Source organism: Rhodobacteraceae bacterium M382, assembly GCA_025141015.1.
Classification (GTDB): domain Bacteria; phylum Pseudomonadota; class Alphaproteobacteria; order Rhodobacterales; family Rhodobacteraceae; genus Aliisedimentitalea; species Aliisedimentitalea scapharcae.
On sequence record CP081098.1, the window covers coordinates 3,716,631 to 3,735,870 of the forward strand.

General features: G+C 58.1%; 18 protein-coding genes and 2 tRNA genes. 1 reads left to right on the forward strand and 19 read right to left on the reverse strand.

What is annotated here, in order from left to right:
- Positions 1 to 118: 118 nt before the first annotated feature.
- The 15 genes from K3727_17280 to K3727_17350 form a co-directional block, all read right to left on the reverse strand.
- A tRNA-Phe gene (locus tag K3727_17280) sits at positions 119 to 193 on the reverse strand.
- 82 nt (positions 194 to 275) lie between these two features.
- Positions 276 to 458, reverse strand: a complete 183-nt coding sequence (locus tag K3727_17285; GenBank protein ID UWQ90502.1) for a DNA gyrase inhibitor YacG — start codon at positions 456 to 458, stop codon at positions 276 to 278.
- Positions 455 to 1,477, reverse strand: a complete 1,023-nt coding sequence (locus K3727_17290) for a ribonuclease E/G (protein ID UWQ90503.1) — start codon at positions 1,475 to 1,477, stop codon at positions 455 to 457. The genes K3727_17285 and K3727_17290 overlap by 4 nt, the downstream gene beginning before the upstream one ends.
- A complete protein-coding gene (locus tag K3727_17295; protein ID UWQ90504.1) occupies positions 1,474 to 2,064 on the reverse strand; it encodes a Maf family protein in 591 nt (196 codons plus the stop codon). The genes K3727_17290 and K3727_17295 overlap by 4 nt, the downstream gene beginning before the upstream one ends.
- A gap of 248 nt (positions 2,065 to 2,312) precedes the next feature.
- Positions 2,313 to 2,531 (reverse strand): translation initiation factor IF-1, encoded by a 219-nt coding sequence (gene infA, locus K3727_17300; protein UWQ90505.1) that lies wholly within the window; start codon positions 2,529 to 2,531, stop codon positions 2,313 to 2,315.
- A gap of 366 nt (positions 2,532 to 2,897) precedes the next feature.
- Positions 2,898 to 3,779, reverse strand: coding sequence for a carbon-nitrogen hydrolase family protein (locus K3727_17305; GenBank protein ID UWQ90506.1), 882 nt, complete (start codon positions 3,777 to 3,779; stop codon positions 2,898 to 2,900).
- 75 nt (positions 3,780 to 3,854) lie between these two features.
- Positions 3,855 to 4,445: a GNAT family N-acetyltransferase gene (locus tag K3727_17310; protein ID UWQ90507.1), complete on the reverse strand. Its 591-nt coding sequence runs from the start codon at positions 4,443 to 4,445 to the stop codon at positions 3,855 to 3,857.
- Positions 4,442 to 4,837: a nuclear transport factor 2 family protein gene (locus tag K3727_17315; GenBank protein ID UWQ90508.1), complete on the reverse strand. Its 396-nt coding sequence runs from the start codon at positions 4,835 to 4,837 to the stop codon at positions 4,442 to 4,444. The genes K3727_17310 and K3727_17315 overlap by 4 nt, the downstream gene beginning before the upstream one ends.
- A complete protein-coding gene (locus K3727_17320) occupies positions 4,834 to 5,292 on the reverse strand; it encodes a low molecular weight phosphatase family protein (protein UWQ90509.1) in 459 nt (152 codons plus the stop codon). The genes K3727_17315 and K3727_17320 overlap by 4 nt, the downstream gene beginning before the upstream one ends.
- 3 nt (positions 5,293 to 5,295) lie before the next feature.
- Positions 5,296 to 5,775 carry a UPF0262 family protein gene (locus tag K3727_17325; GenBank protein ID UWQ90510.1) on the reverse strand — a complete coding sequence of 160 codons (480 nt, stop codon included), beginning with the start codon at positions 5,773 to 5,775 and terminating at the stop codon, positions 5,296 to 5,298.
- Positions 5,776 to 6,149: 374 nt separating this feature from the next.
- Entirely contained in the window at positions 6,150 to 7,451 is a 1,302-nt protein-coding gene (hisD, locus tag K3727_17330; GenBank protein ID UWQ90511.1) for a histidinol dehydrogenase, read from the reverse strand.
- 58 nt (positions 7,452 to 7,509) lie between these two features.
- On the reverse strand, positions 7,510 to 8,052 hold the full coding sequence (locus K3727_17335) for a GNAT family N-acetyltransferase (GenBank protein UWQ90512.1): 543 nt from the start codon (positions 8,050 to 8,052) through the stop codon (positions 7,510 to 7,512).
- 16 nt (positions 8,053 to 8,068) lie between these two features.
- Positions 8,069 to 8,545: a DUF2948 family protein gene (locus K3727_17340; protein ID UWQ93439.1), complete on the reverse strand. Its 477-nt coding sequence runs from the start codon at positions 8,543 to 8,545 to the stop codon at positions 8,069 to 8,071.
- On the reverse strand, positions 8,545 to 9,813 hold the full coding sequence (murA, locus tag K3727_17345; GenBank protein ID UWQ90513.1) for a UDP-N-acetylglucosamine 1-carboxyvinyltransferase: 1,269 nt from the start codon (positions 9,811 to 9,813) through the stop codon (positions 8,545 to 8,547). Before murA ends, K3727_17340 begins: the two co-directional genes overlap by 1 nt.
- Before the next feature lie 6 nt (positions 9,814 to 9,819).
- On the reverse strand, positions 9,820 to 9,978 hold the full coding sequence (locus tag K3727_17350; GenBank protein UWQ90514.1) for a hypothetical protein: 159 nt from the start codon (positions 9,976 to 9,978) through the stop codon (positions 9,820 to 9,822).
- A gap of 85 nt (positions 9,979 to 10,063) precedes the next feature.
- On the opposite strand from K3727_17350, the gene K3727_17355 reads away from it, so the two are divergent.
- Positions 10,064 to 10,138 (forward strand) — tRNA-Thr (locus tag K3727_17355).
- Positions 10,139 to 10,642: 504 nt separating this feature from the next.
- Here the strand turns inward: K3727_17355 and K3727_17360 are convergent.
- The 4 genes from K3727_17360 to K3727_17375 form a co-directional block, all read right to left on the reverse strand.
- A complete protein-coding gene (locus K3727_17360) occupies positions 10,643 to 13,996 on the reverse strand; it encodes a caspase family protein (protein UWQ90515.1) in 3,354 nt (1,117 codons plus the stop codon).
- A 51-nt stretch (positions 13,997 to 14,047) separates the two neighbouring features.
- Positions 14,048 to 16,162, reverse strand: a complete 2,115-nt coding sequence (locus K3727_17365; protein UWQ90516.1) for a C1 family peptidase — start codon at positions 16,160 to 16,162, stop codon at positions 14,048 to 14,050.
- 199 nt (positions 16,163 to 16,361) lie between these two features.
- A complete protein-coding gene (locus tag K3727_17370) occupies positions 16,362 to 17,090 on the reverse strand; it encodes an NAD(P)-binding domain-containing protein (protein ID UWQ90517.1) in 729 nt (242 codons plus the stop codon).
- The gene (locus K3727_17375) at positions 17,091 to 19,136 is read right to left on the reverse strand and encodes an NADH:flavin oxidoreductase (GenBank protein UWQ90518.1); all 2,046 of its coding nucleotides are present in this window, start codon (positions 19,134 to 19,136) and stop codon (positions 17,091 to 17,093) included.
- Positions 19,137 to 19,240: the final 104 nt, after the last annotated feature.

Consider the following 19,240-nt stretch of genomic DNA (forward strand, 5'->3'; position numbering starts at 1 on the left):
TTTTGGAAACTTTCGCCAAAACAAGCCCGTAAGAAGAGTGTATAACTGTGTGTAACTTTTACGGGGGAATTTCCAAGGCCTCAACGAACCAAATAAATCAACTTTTTCAGTGATTTAGTGGTGCCCGGGGGCGGAATCGAACCACCGACACGAGGATTTTCAATCCACTGCTCTACCCCTGAGCTACCCGGGCATGGGTTAGGCTGTTCGCCTTGGGTGGGGGCGTTCTATGCTTTGGGCGCAGCGGTGTCCAGAGGGATTCTGCAAGAAAATCATCAATGTTTGACAGGAGGTGTATTCTCGAGCTCTTCCAGTGCGATTTCAAGGTCTTCGGGGGCTTCGCTGGGGATGGCATAGCCCTCGGACAACCACTTTCCCAAATCGATATCCGCGCAGCGTCTGGAACAGAACGGACGGTACTTTTGGACAGTTTCCTCGCTACAGACCGGGCAACTCATTCTAGGATCTCCTTCAGCGGAATACGGCCTCTTTTGCGTTGCAGTTCAAAATGTCCCAGGGGCGTCCACCCCGCGAGTATTGTTTCTTCGGTATCCGCCCGAAACGCTGCGCGCAGAGAGGTTTCAAAGGTTCGGCGGTCTTTCTTGGGCATAGGAGCCAAATCCAGCGTGATCTGCCCGCCCAGTCCCCGCACACGCAGCGCCCGTGGCAAAGCTTTGGCGCAGGCCATATTGGCCTTGGTGCCGGCCGCCAGAGAGGTGTCGGAACCCGTGTTCACATCGACGGCGACCAGCGCCCGGGTGGGTTCGATGTACAAGAACGCCCCACCGCTCAAAGGCTCTCTGGTAGATGTCACCGATTCCAAGGCGTCCAGCACACCATGCGCTTCAAATCCTCCGGATTCGCGGATCACGTCGCAGGATCCGGGCCAGTCGCGCCACGCCAGCAGATGCGGTCCGTCCCCATCCGTCAACTTCTCGGTTTCGGTTCCTGTATCCTGCAGAACCTGCTCGGCCATATTGCGCATTGCGGCAATATCTTCGGCAATCTCCTCTGGATCGCCGTCCGCACAGGCGGATCGCAGAATCAGCCCGAAACCACAGCCGTCCATTTCCTCGTTTGCGATTTCCAACAGCCTGTCACGCATGTCTTCGTCGCGAATGGAGCGTGACACATTCAAACCAGGCGAGTCGGGGGTGACAATTGCATAACGGCTCTTGAACAGGACCTTTTGTGTTACAGGAATGGCTTTACCGGGTTCAGCATACCCCGTGACTTGTACCAGCAACAAGGTTCCGGGTGCCAACCCTTTGACCTGGCGTAGAAATGCCGGCCCATCCGGGGTCGACAGAAACATCCCGCCCTGCCCCTTGACCGGGCGGTCGGCCCTGGCCCGATAGATTGATCCCGGTGTCGGCAGGTCGTTTTCGACCAGAAAATCTTCCAGCTTTCCATCAATCATCAGCGCCGCGGCTTCGCGGTCGTTCAGATGGTCCAAAATGATGCTGCTACCCTTCATGTCGTCTCCTTTGCCGGCGCGCTCCAGGGGCAATGCCCAGCGGCCTGTAACAGATTGGCAGTTTCAGCCAGCGGTAACCCGACGATGCCGGTAAAGGACCCGCTGATCCATGGAATAAACGCGCCCGCAGCGCCCTGGATTGCATATCCGCCCGCCTTGCCCCGCCAATCACCCGCAGCCAGATAGCTCCGCATATCGGCGTCAGACAGGCGTTTCATGCGGACATTGGATACCACGTCCTGTTCCCAGACGCGTTCACCTTTTTTCAACGCAACCGCCGTGATCACCCGATGACGTCGCCCGGACAGCGCCTGCAAAAATGCAGCCGCCTCCTGTTCGTCAGCAGGTTTGCCCAGGATCCGGCGCCCCAATGCAACTGTTGTGTCAGCGCACAGGACCAAATCATCGGGCTCGGCGTGAACGGCCTGCGCCTTTTCCCGCGCAATACGACAGCAATAGGATCGGGGCACTTCGCCTTTATGCGGGGATTCGTCGATTTCAGGTGGCCGAACGGCATCCGGTACAATGCCCAGCTGTGCCAGCAGGTCCAACCGTCGCGGGCTGCCTGACCCCAGAATGAATGCCATGGAGTGGTCCCCTCTATCTCACTGCGCGCGTTCTTAGTCGGTTTTTGGCCCAGCGAAAACCCGCTTCCTTCTCCGTCTTTTCCAACCAGCGAACATCTGAGCCCGCCCCAGCGCGCGGGTTTCCCCGCGCGCTGCCCGGCCCAACGGGATTGGCGTTTCGCAGAAACGGCAAAGACGGGCGGGAGCGCACCGCCAAAAAACAAAAGCCCGGCACGAACGGCCGGGCTTTGCGTTTGGAAATCAATCGCTTATTTAAAACGATAGTTGATCCGACCCTTGGTAAGATCATAAGGGGTCATTTCCACTTGGACCCGGTCGCCAGCCAGAACACGGATGCGGTTTTTGCGCATCTTGCCTGCCGTATGTGCGATGATTTCATGGCCGTTTTCCAGCTCGACCCGAAACGTCGCATTCGGCAGGAGTTCCTTCACGACACCGGGAAATTCGAGCATTTCTTCCTTGGCCATGTCGTCTCCATAGTTGATTTCCCCGCCAGACTGCGGGATGTGCGCCTAGATGAGCCCATTTCACCCGTTTTTCAAGGGCACAAACGGAAATCCACCGGATTAGTCGCTGATTTGGGCATTGGTTTGTGTGGTTTTGGTCGTGAACGGTGCGGAATCTCGCTTTGTCTGACGGTTCGCAGCTGACCAGTCGCCGGAAATGGGGCACCCAAGCGGTCCGGTGGCAGGCGAAATCCTGAAACGCCCCTGGACCCGCTCCAATTTGATTCCCTCCCCAGAAACCTCAAACAGGGATTACGGCCCAGGGACAACGCCCAACGCGACCGGGTCCTTTTGCCGTCGCACACGCACCGGGCCAACCGATCCGGTTCACGCCACCAAATTGCACGCCTGGAGGCCCGCAGTTCGCGGCAATTGTTCCTGCCAATGGGTTCGGTTCAACACAATCCCATCAGCCCGAACATCGGCGATTTTGGACAAATCAACATCCGCATAGGTCCACCCGGGTTTGTTCAACACGCCTTCGGCCAGGACCCCGGTTTCGGGAAACCCCCGATCCGGAGGGCCGAATACGCCGCCCATACCGGTGTTCATGTCCACCGCTTCCGACCAGCTGTTTGCCCCCACCAAAGATGCCATCGCCGTAACACATTGGTTCTCCAACGCGCGCGCCATGGCACCAATCCGAACCCGCCAATATCCCGACAGCGCTTCGGTGCAGGACGGCACCAGCAGAATATCCGCCTCACTCAATGCACGGCCCAGTAACGGAAATTCGCTGTCATAACAAATCAGTATTCCGATTTTACCCAAATCCGTCTCGAACAGGGTCAGGGCACCACCCGGAGCGATATCCCAATGTTCCCTTTCGAACCGGGTCATGATCTGCTTGTCCTGATGGGCTCGTTTTCCGTTAGCCGCAAACAAAAATGCCCGGTTGACCGGACGCCCCTGGCCTTCAATAACCGGAGCCGACGCTCCAAGGATATGGACCCCATGGTCCATCGCCAATTTCTGATGCAGAACCGCAGCTTCATCCATCCGCTCCGATACGGCATGGATCGAATGTTCCAGATCTCCGGCAACTTTTGCACCGGCCAGGGTCGACAACTCCATGGCCCCATATTCCGGAAACACCAACAGATCCGCCCCCTGCCCGGCCGCATCAGCCACCCAGGTCGCGATCTTGTCTTCGTAATGTGCCCAGCTGTCCAGCCAATCAAGCGGATAGGCGGCGGTGGCAATCTTCATCAATGCAACTCCCCGACAGGTTCCCGCAGATGTAACGACAGCCGCGCGGCAAAGGCAATCCTGGTGGCCCTGACGTTACAGATCCCTAATCCAGAATTGCAACGGCTTGGCTGTGGCCTGTGTCTGATCCACATCCTTCCAGCTGAACTGAGCCACAGCCCCTGTCAACGGCTCATACCCCCGTTTGCGCCAGAACGGATCAAGCGGCGCATAATCTGGCGGTCGCATCACATGATCCTCGGGCCGTTGCACCCCACAGAACGCCGACTTTGAAAACCCATGCGCCCGGGCGTGTGCCTCGCGGGCATCAAAGAATCCATGCCCGACCCCATGGCCACGATAGTCAGGCAGCAATACGGATTCGGCACAGTAAAACACGGTAGTCAGATCAACTCCCGTGCCCACAAAGGCAGCGGCAAAATCATCGGCATGATCAGCCAAAGGCGCGCCGGTTGATGCCCCCACCAACCGGGTGCCATCAAAGGCACCAACAACAACAGCCCGGTCGCTGTCCCGATAGCTTTGCAGGTACGCCCGCTCGTATCCCAAATCCCCGTCATACAGATACGGCCAGGCCCGGAACACAGCGATCCGCAGTCGCGCAACATCGTCCAAGGCTGCCTCAAGAGCCGCACCCGTCATCGGACGCACATCAATCTGCGTCATGCAGAAACCTGTCGCGTCCAATCTGCCAGATTGTAAAACGTGGTAACTCGGATAATTTTGCCATTCCGCAGGGAAAAGAACGATCCAGCGGGCAACCGATAAGTCTGCCCATTGGCCTCGGGCAGCCCGTCGTCTGTTACCAAATAGGTGCCGTTGACGATAAATTCGGCGGCCGCGCGGGTCCCATCCTGCGCCTCGAAGACAACCATATCGGTCAACTCTTCCTTATAGCAGCGCTCCATGTGGGCGCAAAAATCGGCAAACTTTTCCTTGCCCACGCGAATTTTGCCTTCGTTGACGTGATGTGCCACATCATCGGCCAGACAGGCCAACATCCCATCAATATCACCCGCGTTAAAGGCGGCGAAATACTGTTCGATTGTCTTGTTCATCTCAGTTCTCTCGGTTCCCCCCAGCGCCCCTTGAGCTGCTGGATAATCTGATCTCGGGTTTGTCGGTAGCTGTTTAGCTTGGCGTCTCGTGTTTCGCCCAGCCCAGTTGGGTCCATTATTGGCCAATATTCGACATCAAGATGAAAAAACCGGGTTAACTCCAGCGCCCGCCGCTGGGATGCGGGGGACAGTGCAACGATCAGATCAAAGGATGACAGGTCATCCCCCCATTGCTCCATCTCATCAAAAGAACGGGACCGATGACGGCTCAGCTCGACCCCGATTTCCTGACAAACGGCGATACAGAACCCGTCGATTTCCATATCGTTCTTGACCCCGGCCGACTGCACATAGGTGCCCGTGCCAAAGAACTTCTTCATCAGCCCTTCGGCCATGGGGGATCGAACTGCATTGTGGTCGCAACAAAACAGGATCGACTGCGGAAGCGTCTCCACCCGTTAGCTCCCGAAATGCAGGACGCAGATCAACGTGAACAGACGACGGGCCGTGTCCGTATCAATTTCGGCCTTGCCCTCCAACCGCTCCTGCAGAACACGACTGCCTTCATTGTGGATCCCACGTCGCGCCATGTCGATGGTTTCAATTTGGCTGGGGGGCATGGTCTTGACTGCGTTAAAATAGCTTTCGCAGATTTGATAGTAGTCTTTTACAACCTGCCGAAACGGCGACAGGGACAGATGGAACTCTGCTGCTTTTTCTCCGGCCTCTGTATTGACGTCAAACACCAACCGTTTGTCCCGGATCGCGAGCCCCAGGTGATAAGGACCATCCGGGATTTCCCGTCCGTCCCGTTCAGGCAGATCAAAGTTGTTCTCTTCGATCAGATCGAACATCGCCACTTTGCGCTCCTGCTCGATTTCGGGCGTTGGCGGCGGCAAGTTGCGGTCATCAAGTTCGATATGACTGATACGGCTCATCTTCTCGTGGGTCTCGGCTCTGAAACTGGGTGTCAAAGACCTACAACATGGCGCACAGCGGGGCAATGCGGCGCGCGCGTCAAAAAGCACCATCAAAGCGCAGACCGTTTGGAAAAATCTACGCCTTTTCTCTGAAAAGGCTTGAGGCCTCCGGCGGGGATATTTTTGGCCAGATGAAGTAACGGATCCTTAACCCTGTTGCGCCACCTTGATCAGGCGGAACAGGCAGGGATGCCGATGGCCGCGCCAGGTGAAGCTCTCCGGCCAGACCCCGGAGAGCGGATCCCCTGTTCATCTGGCCAGAAATATCCCGGGGGAGTCACGCCTGCGTGACGGGGGCAGAGCCCCCATTCGTCGCACCACCCGGAATGCGGTTAGTCGTTCAACGCATCCAACCGCACCCGAACCGACAACCCATGGGCTTCCAAGCTCTCAGATATCGCCAAAGCTTCGGCGGAGGGACCAATGGCACGCAACGCCTGAGGGGTCATTTGCGACATCGTGGTGCGTTTGACAAAATCCATCACTGACAAGCCAGACGAAAACCGGGCCGAGCGCGCAGTGGGCAGAACGTGGTTGGGACCACCGACATAATCGCCGATGGCCTCGGGCGTAAACTGCCCAAGAAAAATCGCCCCCGCATGAATTGTCTTTTCCGACAACGCCAGAGGATCAGCCACACAGAGTTCCAGATGTTCAGGCGCGATGCGGTTCGACAGCTTGGCCGCCTCGTCCAGATCCCGAACGGTGATAACTGCGCCAAAGTCGCGCCAGCTGGGACCAGCGATGGCGCGACGCTCGAGGGTTTCCAACCGTGCATCCACGGCTTGGGCGACTGCCCGACCAAAATCTGCATCGTCGGTGATCAGCAGAGACTGGGCACTTTCGTCATGTTCAGCCTGGCTCATCAGGTCCAGCGCGATCCAATCGGGATTGTTGTCCGCATCCGCGATTACCAGAATTTCCGAAGGGCCAGCGATCATGTCGATGCCAACCTTGCCAAACACCCGACGCTTGGCCGCCGCAACAAAGGCGTTGCCAGGGCCGGTGATCTTGTCCACCGGAGCAATGGTTTCGGTGCCATAGGCCAGGGCCGCAATCGCCTGTGCGCCGCCGATACGATAGACTTCATCGACCCCTGCCAGATCAGCGGCCAACAGCACCAGCGGATTGATTTGCCCGTCGGGCGTCGGAACCGTCACCACCAACCGTTCGACCCCGGCTACCTTGGCGGGAATTGCATTCATCAAAACAGAAGACGGATAGGTCGCCAAACCGCCGGGCACATACAGTCCTGCTGCAGACACAGCAGACCAACGCCACCCCAAAGTTGCGCCGGCCTCATCCGTCCAACTGTCATCCTGCGGCATCTGCCGGATGTGATAAGCCCGAATCCGGTCCGCTGCCAATTCCAGCGCGGCACGATCATCGGCGCTGACCTGGGCAATGGCGCTGGAAATCTCGTCAGCGCTGACCCGCATTGTCTCTGCCGTCAATTCGATGCGATCAAATTTGGCCGTCAGTTCGGTCACCGCGGCATCACCCCGGGTGCGCACATCCTGAATGATACCAGCAACGATGGCGTCTACATCTGGGCTGTCTTCGCGTTTGGCAGCCAGCAGAGTGGCAAAGCGGGTTTCGAAATCAGTGTCGGCAGTATCGAGGAATACGGGCATGGCTCTCTCCGAAAGTTGCCTTTCCCTTAGCGCTCCCCGCTGATTGTCTCAAGTGGGCTCAAGCCGTGTCAGGTGCGCGAGATAGTCGCTTGACCATGGATTGGCACTGGCTTCGGCCTTTGCCACAGGGGGTGCTGTCGGTTTTCCATCCCCGTGCCACATAGAAACCCCTTGCAGTTTGTGTGGCTTCGAGCCGGGCGAACTCGGCCCCCAATGTGACAAGCCGCGCTTCGAGATGTGTCAGAAGCGTGTTGCTGAGACCCTGGAACCGGAATTCCGGAGACACGTAATTCAAGGTGATCAACCCTTCGCGCCCCGCCAGCGGCCCGATGCCGCCAACCGCGGCCAGGTGCCCGTCCACTTCGATCACCCAGATCTCTCCGGGGTCGCCCAGCCAGTCGCGAATGTGTTCGGGTGTCTTATTGTGTAGCCAGTCCTGCAAGGCGGTGGGGTCATCCAGATGGTCCGCCCCGCACAAATCCCGAATCGATGAACACAGGACCCGACTGATGTCAAAGACATCAAACACAGTGGCCCGCCGGGTCAAACGGCCAACCTCGGCCGCCCCAAACGCCTGACTGATCCCACGTTTGTTCTGCATGTTACCCGGCCAGATCTCAGGCGTCGTGATTAGGCACATGACCTGACGGAGCCCGATACGGGCGGGTTACGTCGCGGATAGACACATCCAGCGCCTCTACAGACAACCGCAAACCACCGTCTCCCGCCAGGGTCAGCTCGACATGTCCTGCGCCGTCCGCGCCCGGTTCGAATGCAACCGACAGCAACGACAGCACCACGTCCTTGTCCTTGCGATCAATTCCCTGGCTGGCGACGCCCAGAACATTGTCGATGACCAACAGGGATTGCACCCGTTCATAGGCCCGCCCCCGGGCCTCGGCAGCGGAGCGATCTTCCCACCGAAACCTGTTCAGCAAAATGGCGAAACGGCGCTGCGACGACCGCCATGACATTTCCGACGCAGGAAACACTGCGTCCTGCAGCAGGGTCGAAATCACTTTGAGGTCGTCGCTATCCTCGGCCCCCAGGTTCAATGGGGTTTCGCGCCCATCGTCAAAACTCGCGTCACTCATCATTCACCCCGGATCCGTTCAATCTTGGCACCAACGCCAGACAGCTTGCGCACCACATGTTCATACCCACGATCCAAATGATACACCCGGCTGACCTTGGTTTCACCCTCGGCCGCCAAACCAGCCAGAATCAGCGACACCGACGCACGCAGATCGGTGGCCATCACCGGCGCGCCTTTCAGGCGTTCAACACCAGTCACCGTAGCTGTTCCGCCATGGACGTCGATACTGGCCCCCATACGGATCAGTTCAGGAGCGTGCATGAACCTGTTTTCAAAAATTTTCTCTTCCAGAACGCTGGTGCCGGACGCCGTGCACAACAGAGCCATCATCTGCGCCTGCAAATCGGTTGGAAATCCCGGGAAAGGTTCGGTGGTGACATTCACAGCTTTGATCCGTTCCTGCCCGCGTGTCACCTTCAACCCTTTTTCGGTCTCCTGCACATTGACACCGGCGTCGTGCAGCTTGTCCACGAACGCCTGGAGCAAACTGATCCGCCCACCCAGCAATTCGACTTCGCCACCACAGATCGCCGGGGCCAACATATAGGTCCCCAGCTCGATCCGATCAGTGACGACAGGGTGCGTTGCCCCATGCAGCCGGTCAACGCCCTGGATTGTAATGGTCGACGTGCCATCGCCTTCGATCTGGGCGCCCATTTTACGCAGGCAATCGGCCAGATCGACAATTTCTGGTTCGCGTGCAGCATTCTCAATGACCGTCGTCCCCTTGGCCAACGTCGCCGCCATCAACGCGTTTTCCGTTGCCCCAACCGAGACCAACGGAAATGTCACCCGCCCCCCCTTGAGCCCGCCGGGAGCCTTGGCATGTACATATCCGTCTTTCAGCTCCAGTTCGGCCCCCATGGCTTCCAGCGCCTTGAGATGCAGATCAACTGGTCGTGCGCCAATGGCACACCCCCCAGGCAAAGACACGACCGCGTGACCGTGTCGGGCCAGCATCGGCCCCAGGACCAGAATCGACGCCCGCATTTTGCGCACAATGTCATAGTCGGCCTTGTGATTGTTCAAATCGTGGCTCGACATTGCCAGAACCTGCCCGTCCTGCAGGCTCGATACTTCGGCCCCCAATGACTGCAACAACGTTGTCATGGTGCGTATATCGCTGAGACGCGGCGCATTGGTCAATGTCAGCGGCTCGTCGCTGAGAAGCGTGGCCGGCATCAGCGTCAAACACGCATTTTTTGCCCCCGCGATCGGGATCTGCCCATTCAATGGGCCATTGCCGGTTACCAGAATCGAATCCATCTGCTCTTACCTTTCGGATTTACCCGTAGTGTCGTCCGTTTCGCTGGTGCGTGCCTTGGCCTGCGCCTTGCGGCGGCCCAGGTTTGCCTTGAGCGCCGCCTTGAGACGATCCTCGCGCGATGCAGCGGATTTGCCGCCGGATTTGGGTGATTTTTTATCTGCCATGTCCCTTCTGTAACGAAGTGCGAAAAAAGCGTCCAGATTGCTCTTGCACCACGTTTCGTTTGAGTCTAATCACCCCCTCACCGGCGCTGCTGTAGCTCAGAGGTAGAGCACTCCCTTGGTAAGGGAGAGGTCGAGAGTTCAATTCTCTCCAGCAGCACCATTAAATCCCTCTAAAACAACACTATGACCTGCGACACCCGAATCCTGTTGCTGTCCTTTGTGCGGGATTTCACCGGAACACGCAGGGAACGACTATGACGTTCGTGCAATGCCGGTCGGACATTTCACCCCCCGTTCTCAAAGCAATCCCTTGTTGCGCCGACTCGCAGGGTGGAAACAAATCTGCCAATCCGCGTTCTTCGATCCAGTGCCCGTTTCAGGCATTGCCACGTCACAGCCAGCCCTCGATGCGATTCGAAACGCTTGACGATGGCTGCGCCAGAATACGCGCACCGGAAACGGGCTCCCACGTCAGCAACGATGACATGGGACATCAAATAGGCACAAAGGGCTTTGTCATCGTGCGGTGCACGATGAGCGCCTGGCTAAAAATATCGGGACCCAAGGGCGGACGCCTGCAACCACCGCGCAGCAGCCCATCGCAGCAACCAAGTCTGCGCAAACCGAAACGGGTCGGTTTGCGCCTCTCTTTCAGTCCAGATCTTCAGTCCAGGTCAATATTGGCGATCAGCTTCTTGCGACTGGCCCCCAACCGTTCACTCACCTGATCGCGGATGTCGGCATATTGACGCCCGCTCAGGCTGGCCCGTTGGGCCGCCATCCAATATTTGACTTCGTTCTTGCCCCATTTGACGAACAGCACGTTCTTTTGTTCATCCGTCCAGCGGTAGTGGAACGCACCCAGCGCCATGGACACGACTTCGCCACTGGCTTCTGCCGCGCCGACCTGAAAATGCCCGCCTTCCGTTACCGACGTTGATCGGTCAAACAGTTTTATCTGGCCGGAATTGTCAGCCAACTTACCCAATGCGCCCAAGGCTTCCTGCAGGATCGCAAACTGGCTTTGGCTGGCAACCACCGCGAGGATTTTCAGTATTGCCTCGTCAAACGTGGCATTGGCCTTGAGCGTCTGTTGCTGCATCTGTGGTGCGCTTTCGACCGACCAGCCCAACAGACTGAGCGTATCCAGATAAACGGTGAGCCAGGCCTGTATTTCCTTGACCGGATCTTTTTTTGCGCTGGCAGCCCGTTGTGCGAACAACGTGGACAACAGCACGTCATCCTTTTGCTGCGGTGTCAGGTTCTCGACAAACGAAACGACACTGGACGCATTCACCGCAGCATTCAGCTTTTGTTTCTCCAACGCCAGCGCTGTTTCTTCATCCGCAGTCTCAGGGGAGCGAAACGCGGATCGAACCCGTGGCAGACGGCCTGGGATTGGTGCCAGATCTATCGCCTCGATCATCGCCCGGCGATCTTTGGGTGACAGATCCGCATGTCGGGGTGCCAACACGGTACCAGCGGGAGATGCGGCATTTTTGAATTCCGGTGGCCAGGTGGCATTCACCCCCCGCGTATCCACATGAACAAAGCTGTTATACAGCCCGACCCCTCCTTTGAACCGGTTTTCGTCATCACGCATCTGACGCAGGGCCCAGGCGATGTCCCGGGTTGATACACCTGGCACCTTGAAGTCCAAAGCATTGAACTGCTTGTGCTGGCTACCCGTCGCTCCGCCGATACAGGTATTATAGGCAGGCGCGCGATAGGCATTGGTGATCACTGTCGGCTTGCCAATGCGATCCCGCAGTTCATCCAGAACCTGGGCAGTATTGGCGATATTGGGCCACAGCGACCGAGGCGGATAGCTGTTCTTGCCCGCGCAGGGGCCAGTACCATTGTGTGATCCGCCCAGGATCAGGAATTCACCGGGCGAAAAATGGCGCAAACCCAGCGCCTTGATAAAGTCAAAGAAATCCTGCGCATCCGTCCAGGAGGCCACCGACCGTGTGCCCGGATCTGCCGGGCTGCGCCAGCGGCCTTCGGCAATCTCGGTCACAACATCATCCGGTAGATCGTCATGCTCGTCGCCCTCGGTCGCCAACATGCGATCAGCCAATGACATGGGAGGCGCTGAAACGGGAACCACCTTGGGTGGCGCAGGCGGAGCTATCCCCCCCAAAACCGTGCTGCTCGGGTTGGTCCAAAGCGTAAACGGCACCTGCGCCCTGAAACCTGCATCCTCGGCCCCTGTCCAATAAAGGTTGGGTGTCTGGTCAGGCGAACCAATTGCCCGATCAACCGCTGTGCGAAATTGTACATAATTCCCCGAGAAACGTCCCCTATTCCAGACCTTCAACAACGCTTCAGTAAAGGCTCCGTTCTGATGCCCATCCATGGCGACCTGATGATCCTGACAGGCCGTCAGGCTCAGAACCGACGCACGCACCCGCGCACTAAGAGGGTTGTGAAGGATGTCATCGCGTTGGTGGGCGAATTCGTCGATATAGTTGCGATATGCCTGTTCATTTTGCTCAAACGTCCGCGATCCGATGGCTTGCGGCATCATACGCATCTTGGGTTGGTCTACTTCTGGAAACATAGCCCGAATAACCGTCCCGGAGTGACAGCAATCAGGCACCATCAGAATCCGCACCCCAGGTTTAAACCGGCTCCAAAGGCTGAACAGCTCATCATCGATAATCTGAAAATCGTAAAGCACCAGCGTCTCGTCCCAATGCTCTCCCTTTGCGTCCGGGGCTTCGTCCCGGTTGAAATCAGGTAGCTTGTACCCATGCCCGGCAAAGCTCCATAAGAACATATCCCCTTCGGTGAGCGTCTCAGCAGCAGCAGCCAAGCGTGCCACAACGGCTTCGCGCGTGGCATTCCGAGTCAATAGGAGTTCTGGTTCAAAGCCTTGGCCTGCTGCCAAATTCGCCATCGCATGGGCGTCGTTTTCGCAGGCGTTTAGCGCACCGTCCCAACCCGCATAGTGATCGGGGTCGACCGAATTCAACCCAACATGCAGCGACATGGCCTTGTTTGCGCGCCCCACGACAGCGGGCGCTGCAAGATGCGAGGCACCGCCAAATGGGCCACGACTGTGCGGCAGGCTGCGCGGGGCCGCATTGGAAATCCGCCGGATTTCGCGGTCGAACTTGCCTGCCACATCCGCATATCCGGGGTTTTCCGGGTGCAATTCATCATACCACCGGCCATCACCCACGACACTGCGACAATCAATATAGGTTACATGCGGCATTGATTTGGCCAGACGTCGCATGCCCCGATTGAACCGATCCATCATCTCGGCGGCAATCGCCTTTTGCAGGCTGCGGTCACGGATCCCACGGGTTTCCATCGGTTTGCCTAACCATTTGCCCCGGTTGGGGATCGGATAGTCATAGCCGTGGCACAGGATCTGAACATGCGGAAAAGCGCCCTGGACCTGACGGCACATTTGTTCGTAATAGCCAAAGGCGCTGTCCAGAAGCCCCTGGAATTCGGGTTTCAGGTAATCCGCAGGCTTCAAATCGACATCAAATTCTTCGAGATAGTCAGCCAAAGCGCCATTGGCCACCAGATCATTCCCGCCGCCTGACAACAGCAGAATGGATGCGCCAGTGTCGCGCAAGGCCTTGAGATACTCCTGCTTGCGCGCCATGCGCTCCAACAGGTCGCCGGCCGCGCCCAGCGACAGAATCGCATAGCGTTCCATCAGCTTGTCGATGGTGTCATGCAAACGTATCGGATATTGGAACCAGCTGTCGCCTTCGGAGACGATGATCGGCCCATCATAACCGCTGCGGATCTTTTCATAAAACCGACCGGTGCGGCGCCAGCGTTCAAAGCGGTTGGCCATATTCATAATCTGGGCAGAACGTGCCTGACCATCCGGGCCCAACGGAATATCAACAGTATCCGGGTTAAAGGTGAACACAGGCGCGAATGGTCCAGATGCCTCCTGGTCCAGAATGAAATAATCGGACAGATCTGCATCCGCGCGTGCGGGATCGGCGATCAACGCTTCGAGTTGCTCCAATGTGATTTTGGCCATTTTATCCTCCAATACCGGGGCGAAAATGCGGGCCACCCCATTGCCCGAACATCAATGCTCTGAATTTTGGGGCTGAACCGTTGCTGCCAGAATTGCAGCTTCCAGCTGTGGGCTGCGGCTCAGTTCATGTTGCTGAACCGCCCCAACTCCGGGCGAAATCTCCATACGAATGGGTGTGAACATGCCGGTTTGAAAGTCGGGCCAATTGTTCTCTGGGTCACTGGCTATTTCGCCGGGCGCACCGGCCATCCCCAGCATGGCGCGAGGCGGCGCATCCGGATGGGTGGTGCGGCGGTCTTCAAACGCGTTGGCAACCAGATGCAGGATGGACTTCCCATAGACCCCGACACGCAGCGTTTGTTCCAAATCCCGATCCGGGATCAGGATTCGCCCCGGCAAAAGATCATCGGCAACCAAAGCTGCCTGGCCCCCTCCCAAAACAATCTCCTGGGGTGCGTGGTTTGGTCGGCCGGCATTCAGCGCATTCAAAAACGGAAGAATGGTTTCACCGGCTCTGGGCACATCAATGGCGGGCAACGACAGTTGGGCGCTGGTAATCTGGCGCGCCTTGGCCACGATCCGCATTTCGGCGGCGTCCTCTGGAAGGCTGGACTGTACGCGGGATGTTTCCGTCACCAATGGCTGCTCCAACCATTCAGCCAAAACCAGCGCCCCGGCCCCTTCACAGACCAAATGCAATTCGCTCCCCTGCATTTCTGCCTGCTCAACCAGCCGGTTTATCAGATGGTCCACATGACCGGGGTGTTTGGGGGGGACGTGATTGCGCGGATGTTCCGAGATACCCTCGATCGCCCGTTGCGCCGCGTGTTCGATATCCCGCCAAAATGCGCGACCGATCCCACGCGCCTGGTTTTCGATAATCACGTCCAGATGCTCCGAACCTTCGCCGACAAGGCTCTGGCTGTCGGCGAATACACGTTCCAACACCCCCATGGACTGCTCAAAGAAATCGTTGCACCAGAACACCGTGATCAGAAACAATCCGCGTTCCTTCAGCCATTTCTTGCGTCGTACAGAAGCGGCAAAACCCGCCTTCATCGGATCCAGATTGCCGGCAATCCACAGCACGACACCGCGATAACCTTTGGGGGCATCGACCGCCCCGCTCAGCCGGCCATCCAGAAAGTCCAACGTCTTTGCAACCATCTGATCGCTGGACGGGTATGACCCACGTTCAACATGATGACCGTCGTCCAGATGTAAAAAATGTCCCAGCAATTCACGACATGGGACCGACCCGGATTGTGTCGGACCATAAATGCGGCTGGTCCCCTGTTCCCCGACACTCAGGTCAAACGCTTCGGGCGTCGGCACGCCCAACCGCAACACCCAACCATCCATCACGTTTTCCGCCCAATCGGCGTATCGCCATAGCGCAACACCGGGCATTCCGTTGAAACCGCCCCAATTGCCCCAGGAATTCAGAACCAAAAAACCCTGCTGCGTATATCCGACGATGACCACCGCATGGGACCCGTTCAGGGGCTCTACCCCAGCGCCAAAATCAATGACACCGTCGGGGCTGCGCCATCCGGTCGTCAAATTGGCGGACACCAATATCACTCCGGCTTCGTTCAACGCGGCGTGATAATGGTTCAGGACCGGGCGCAGCCGGTAATAGGCTCCCAGCGAAACCTGCTGTGCAGCCTTGGCCTGTTCGACGCTGGGAAAAACATCTTCTTTCAGGTCGGTGCCGAACCGATAGCACAGGCTTTGCCAGCGTCGCGCACGCGCGCCTTGGTCCACCACACATTCACCGGGCAAGTCGAGACAGACACCATGGTGGTAGAACCCCTTGATCGCAGAGCGCAAGGAATAAACGCCCTCGGCTGCCATCCTGCCACCGTTTGTTGACCGGGCTGCGTTCATTTCGTGAAACCGTGCCATATGATACAGCATGTCGGCACTGACCTGATCGGTAGGTCCCAATGGAACATCGCCCTGCAACGCCCGTTGATAGTCGATCAGGTTGGCCATCGCAAAACCGACACATCGCCCGGTTTCTCCTTGATCACGCAACCCGAACACCGGACCGGTGACCGGATCAATGCATTCAGGGTCCGGCAGGCATGTGGATTTAAGGGAGCCAAGATTGGGCGAATAATAGAAATCGCGCAAATCAACCCAATCGCGGCTGACGCCCATTCCGAATAAGAGTCCGGTATCTAGATGACTTGTTGGTGACATGAAAACCACCCAAACATATGTGGGTTGTGCAACCCTGGAAAACCTACACAACCTAACATAATATGGGTCGCGTCCATACCCCTGGCCCGGCTGCCGCCCAAACCGGCCCCGTTTTTTTACGCTAATTTAAGATTTCCAACCAGTTGCGCCGCTGTGGTTATGTCTCGCTCAGATTATCCAGACCAGCCATCAATGCAGCTGCCATACCCTGATCTACCATATGATCGCGTAGCCTCGCATTATAGCCACCTGGCGTATCCAACGCCTCCAGCAATGGCCCGGTTTCACTGGCCAACAGGCTGCTACCCACCAGCACCCTCAGAAAGTCCTCGGCCTGTTGTGGATCAGCGACCCGTTCACCCAACCACCCCGCAGCACCGTTCACCATCTTGGCCGCCGGTGACAAAACCGCCTGCGCACATAGATACGCCGCCAATTCGGCATCGGTTTTCAGGTCGAACACAGAGTTGGCGGGCGCAAACAGATCCCGGATCAAAGCCGCGTTGCCACGTACCATGATCGGGGACCCGCCCAGGGCAATTCCAGGGAACGGAATCATGACGGCTTCGGCTTTGGCTGGGCCGACCATGTGCTGGACCTGATCCAGCGACGCCCCCGCCATAAGCGACACAATTCTGTGGTCCGCATCAAAGCTCAATGGCTGCAAGACTTCGGTTGCATGCTCGGCCATGAGCCCCAGAAAAACCACATCGCTGGCATTCAGGATCGACTGATTGTCTGCAATGTTCACTTCTTCGATCCGTGCGGCCAGTTCCGCAGCCTTGTCGGCGCTGCGTTCGGAAACAAGGATCCCATGCCCTTGCCCGGCCAACCCGTGGACGACTGCGCTGGCAATGGTGCCAGTTCCGATGACTCCGATTTTCATTTACAGGTCCTTCATAGTTCTGAGCGCATCATAGATTGCGGCGTGTGTGTTTCTGGCGCTGACGGCGTCGCCGATGCGGAAGAGTTGGAATGTGGCGTTCGGGTTTGTGTTGATGGTCTGGGGCTGGCCGGTGATCAGGGCGGTGTGGTCCACTTCGCCCCGGTTTGAGGACAGCGGTTTCAGGTCGAAGTAGAGATCGTCAAGCGGCAAGGTGCCGTAGTTGACCACCACCTGATCATAGGAGGATTGGGATGTGAAATCACTGTAATCCGTGCCGATTGTGGCGCACAGGCGATTGCCGTCGCGCATCACGTCCAACAGGCGGCGGGTGACGGTGAATGTCACGTCGCGGGCCTGCAATTCGCGCATGTAGGGCACCAGGTTCATCGCCATGATATCGGGGGCAAACACCCGATCCGGGGTCATGACTTCGACCTTCGCGCCCGCTGCTGCGGCGATTTCCGCCGCCATCAGACCGGGATGATCGCCGCTTTCGTCATAGATCAGCACCTGTTGGCCCGGTTTGACATCGCCCGAGATGAGATCCCAGGCGCTGACCACCAGATCGTTTTCCTGGCCCGATTCGAACAATTCGGTATTGGGCAGACCCCCGGTGGCGATGATCACCACATCCGGGTTCAGCGCGGTGACGTCATCGGCTTCGGCCCAGGTGTTGAAACGAAAGTCCACATCCCGCGCGGCGCATTGCGCCATGCGCCAGTCGATGATGCCGATCATCTCGCGCCGGCGTGCGTGTTGCGCGGTCAGCCGCACCTGACCGCCGGGATCGGGCTGGGCCTCGAATACGGTCACGGCGTGGCCGCGTTCGGCCGCCACCCGCGCCGCTTCGAGCCCGGCCGGACCGGCACCGACGATGACCACCCGTTTGCGGGTCTCGGCAGGGGCGATGTCATGGGGCATCGACAGCTCGCGCCCGGTGGCGGCATTGTGCAGGCACAGCGCTTCGCCCGCCTGATAAATTCTGTCCAGGCAATAGGTTGCGCCAACACAGGGGCGAATGTCATCCTCGCGCCCTTCGACGATCTTGCGCACGATATGCGGATCGGCCATATGCGCCCGCGTCATCCCCACCATATCCAGAAGCCCCGCCTGCACCGCATGGCGTGCGGTGGCCACATCCGGGATACGCGAGGCGTGGAACGTAGGCATGCCGGTGGCCCGTTTGACCGCGCCGGCAAAATCCAGATGCGGTGCCGATGGCATCCCCTGCACCGGGATCACATCGGTCATCGCCGGATCGGTGTGGATGCGCCCGCGGATCACATTCAGAAAATCGACCATGCCGCTGCGCGCAAGCCGCTTGGAAATCTCGATGCCTTCGACCGGCGTGATGCCCCCGGCGGCGGCCTCATCGGCCGTATAGCGCAGCCCGACGATGAAATCGTCGCCCACCCGGTCGCGAATGGCGCGCAGCACGTCCAGCGGGAATTTCAACCGGGAATCAGGTGTTTGCCCCCCGTATTCCCCATCCAGATCATTGGTCAGAGGCGACCAGAACTGGTCCAGAAGATGGCCGTAGACCTGCAATTCAACCCCATCCATGCCCCCTTCCTTCATCCGTTCGGTGGCATCGGCGAAATCGTTGATGATGCGGGCAATGTCCCAATCCTCGGCCAGCTTGGGAAACGCGCGATGCGCTGGTTCACGGTGTTTGGAGGAACTGACCGAGGGCAGCCAGTCGCCCTTGTTCCACCCCGTGCGCCGCCCCAGATGGGTCAGCTGGATCATCACCGCACAGCCATGCGCGTGGCAGGCATCGCTAAGGCGGCGGATGTGGGGCACAACCTCGTCCTTGTAGGCCAGGATGTTGTTGAACACCGGCGGGCTGTCCCGGCTCACGGCAGCCGACCCCGCCGTCATCGCCAACGCAACCCCCGCCCGCGCCCGTTCCGCGTGATAGGCAACATAGCGCTCCTTGGGCATCCCGCCCTCGGGATACGCAGGCTCATGGCTCGTCGTCATGATCCGGTTCTTCAACGTCAAATGCTTCAACTGATAAGGCTGCAACAAAGGGTCAGTCGACATGGGGGACCTTCTCGATGAACGCATTAGGATCTGGACACATGTGTCAATTCCCTAAATGATTCTGTCAACAGATTGCACCGCCCGCCCACCACTGTTACCACAGC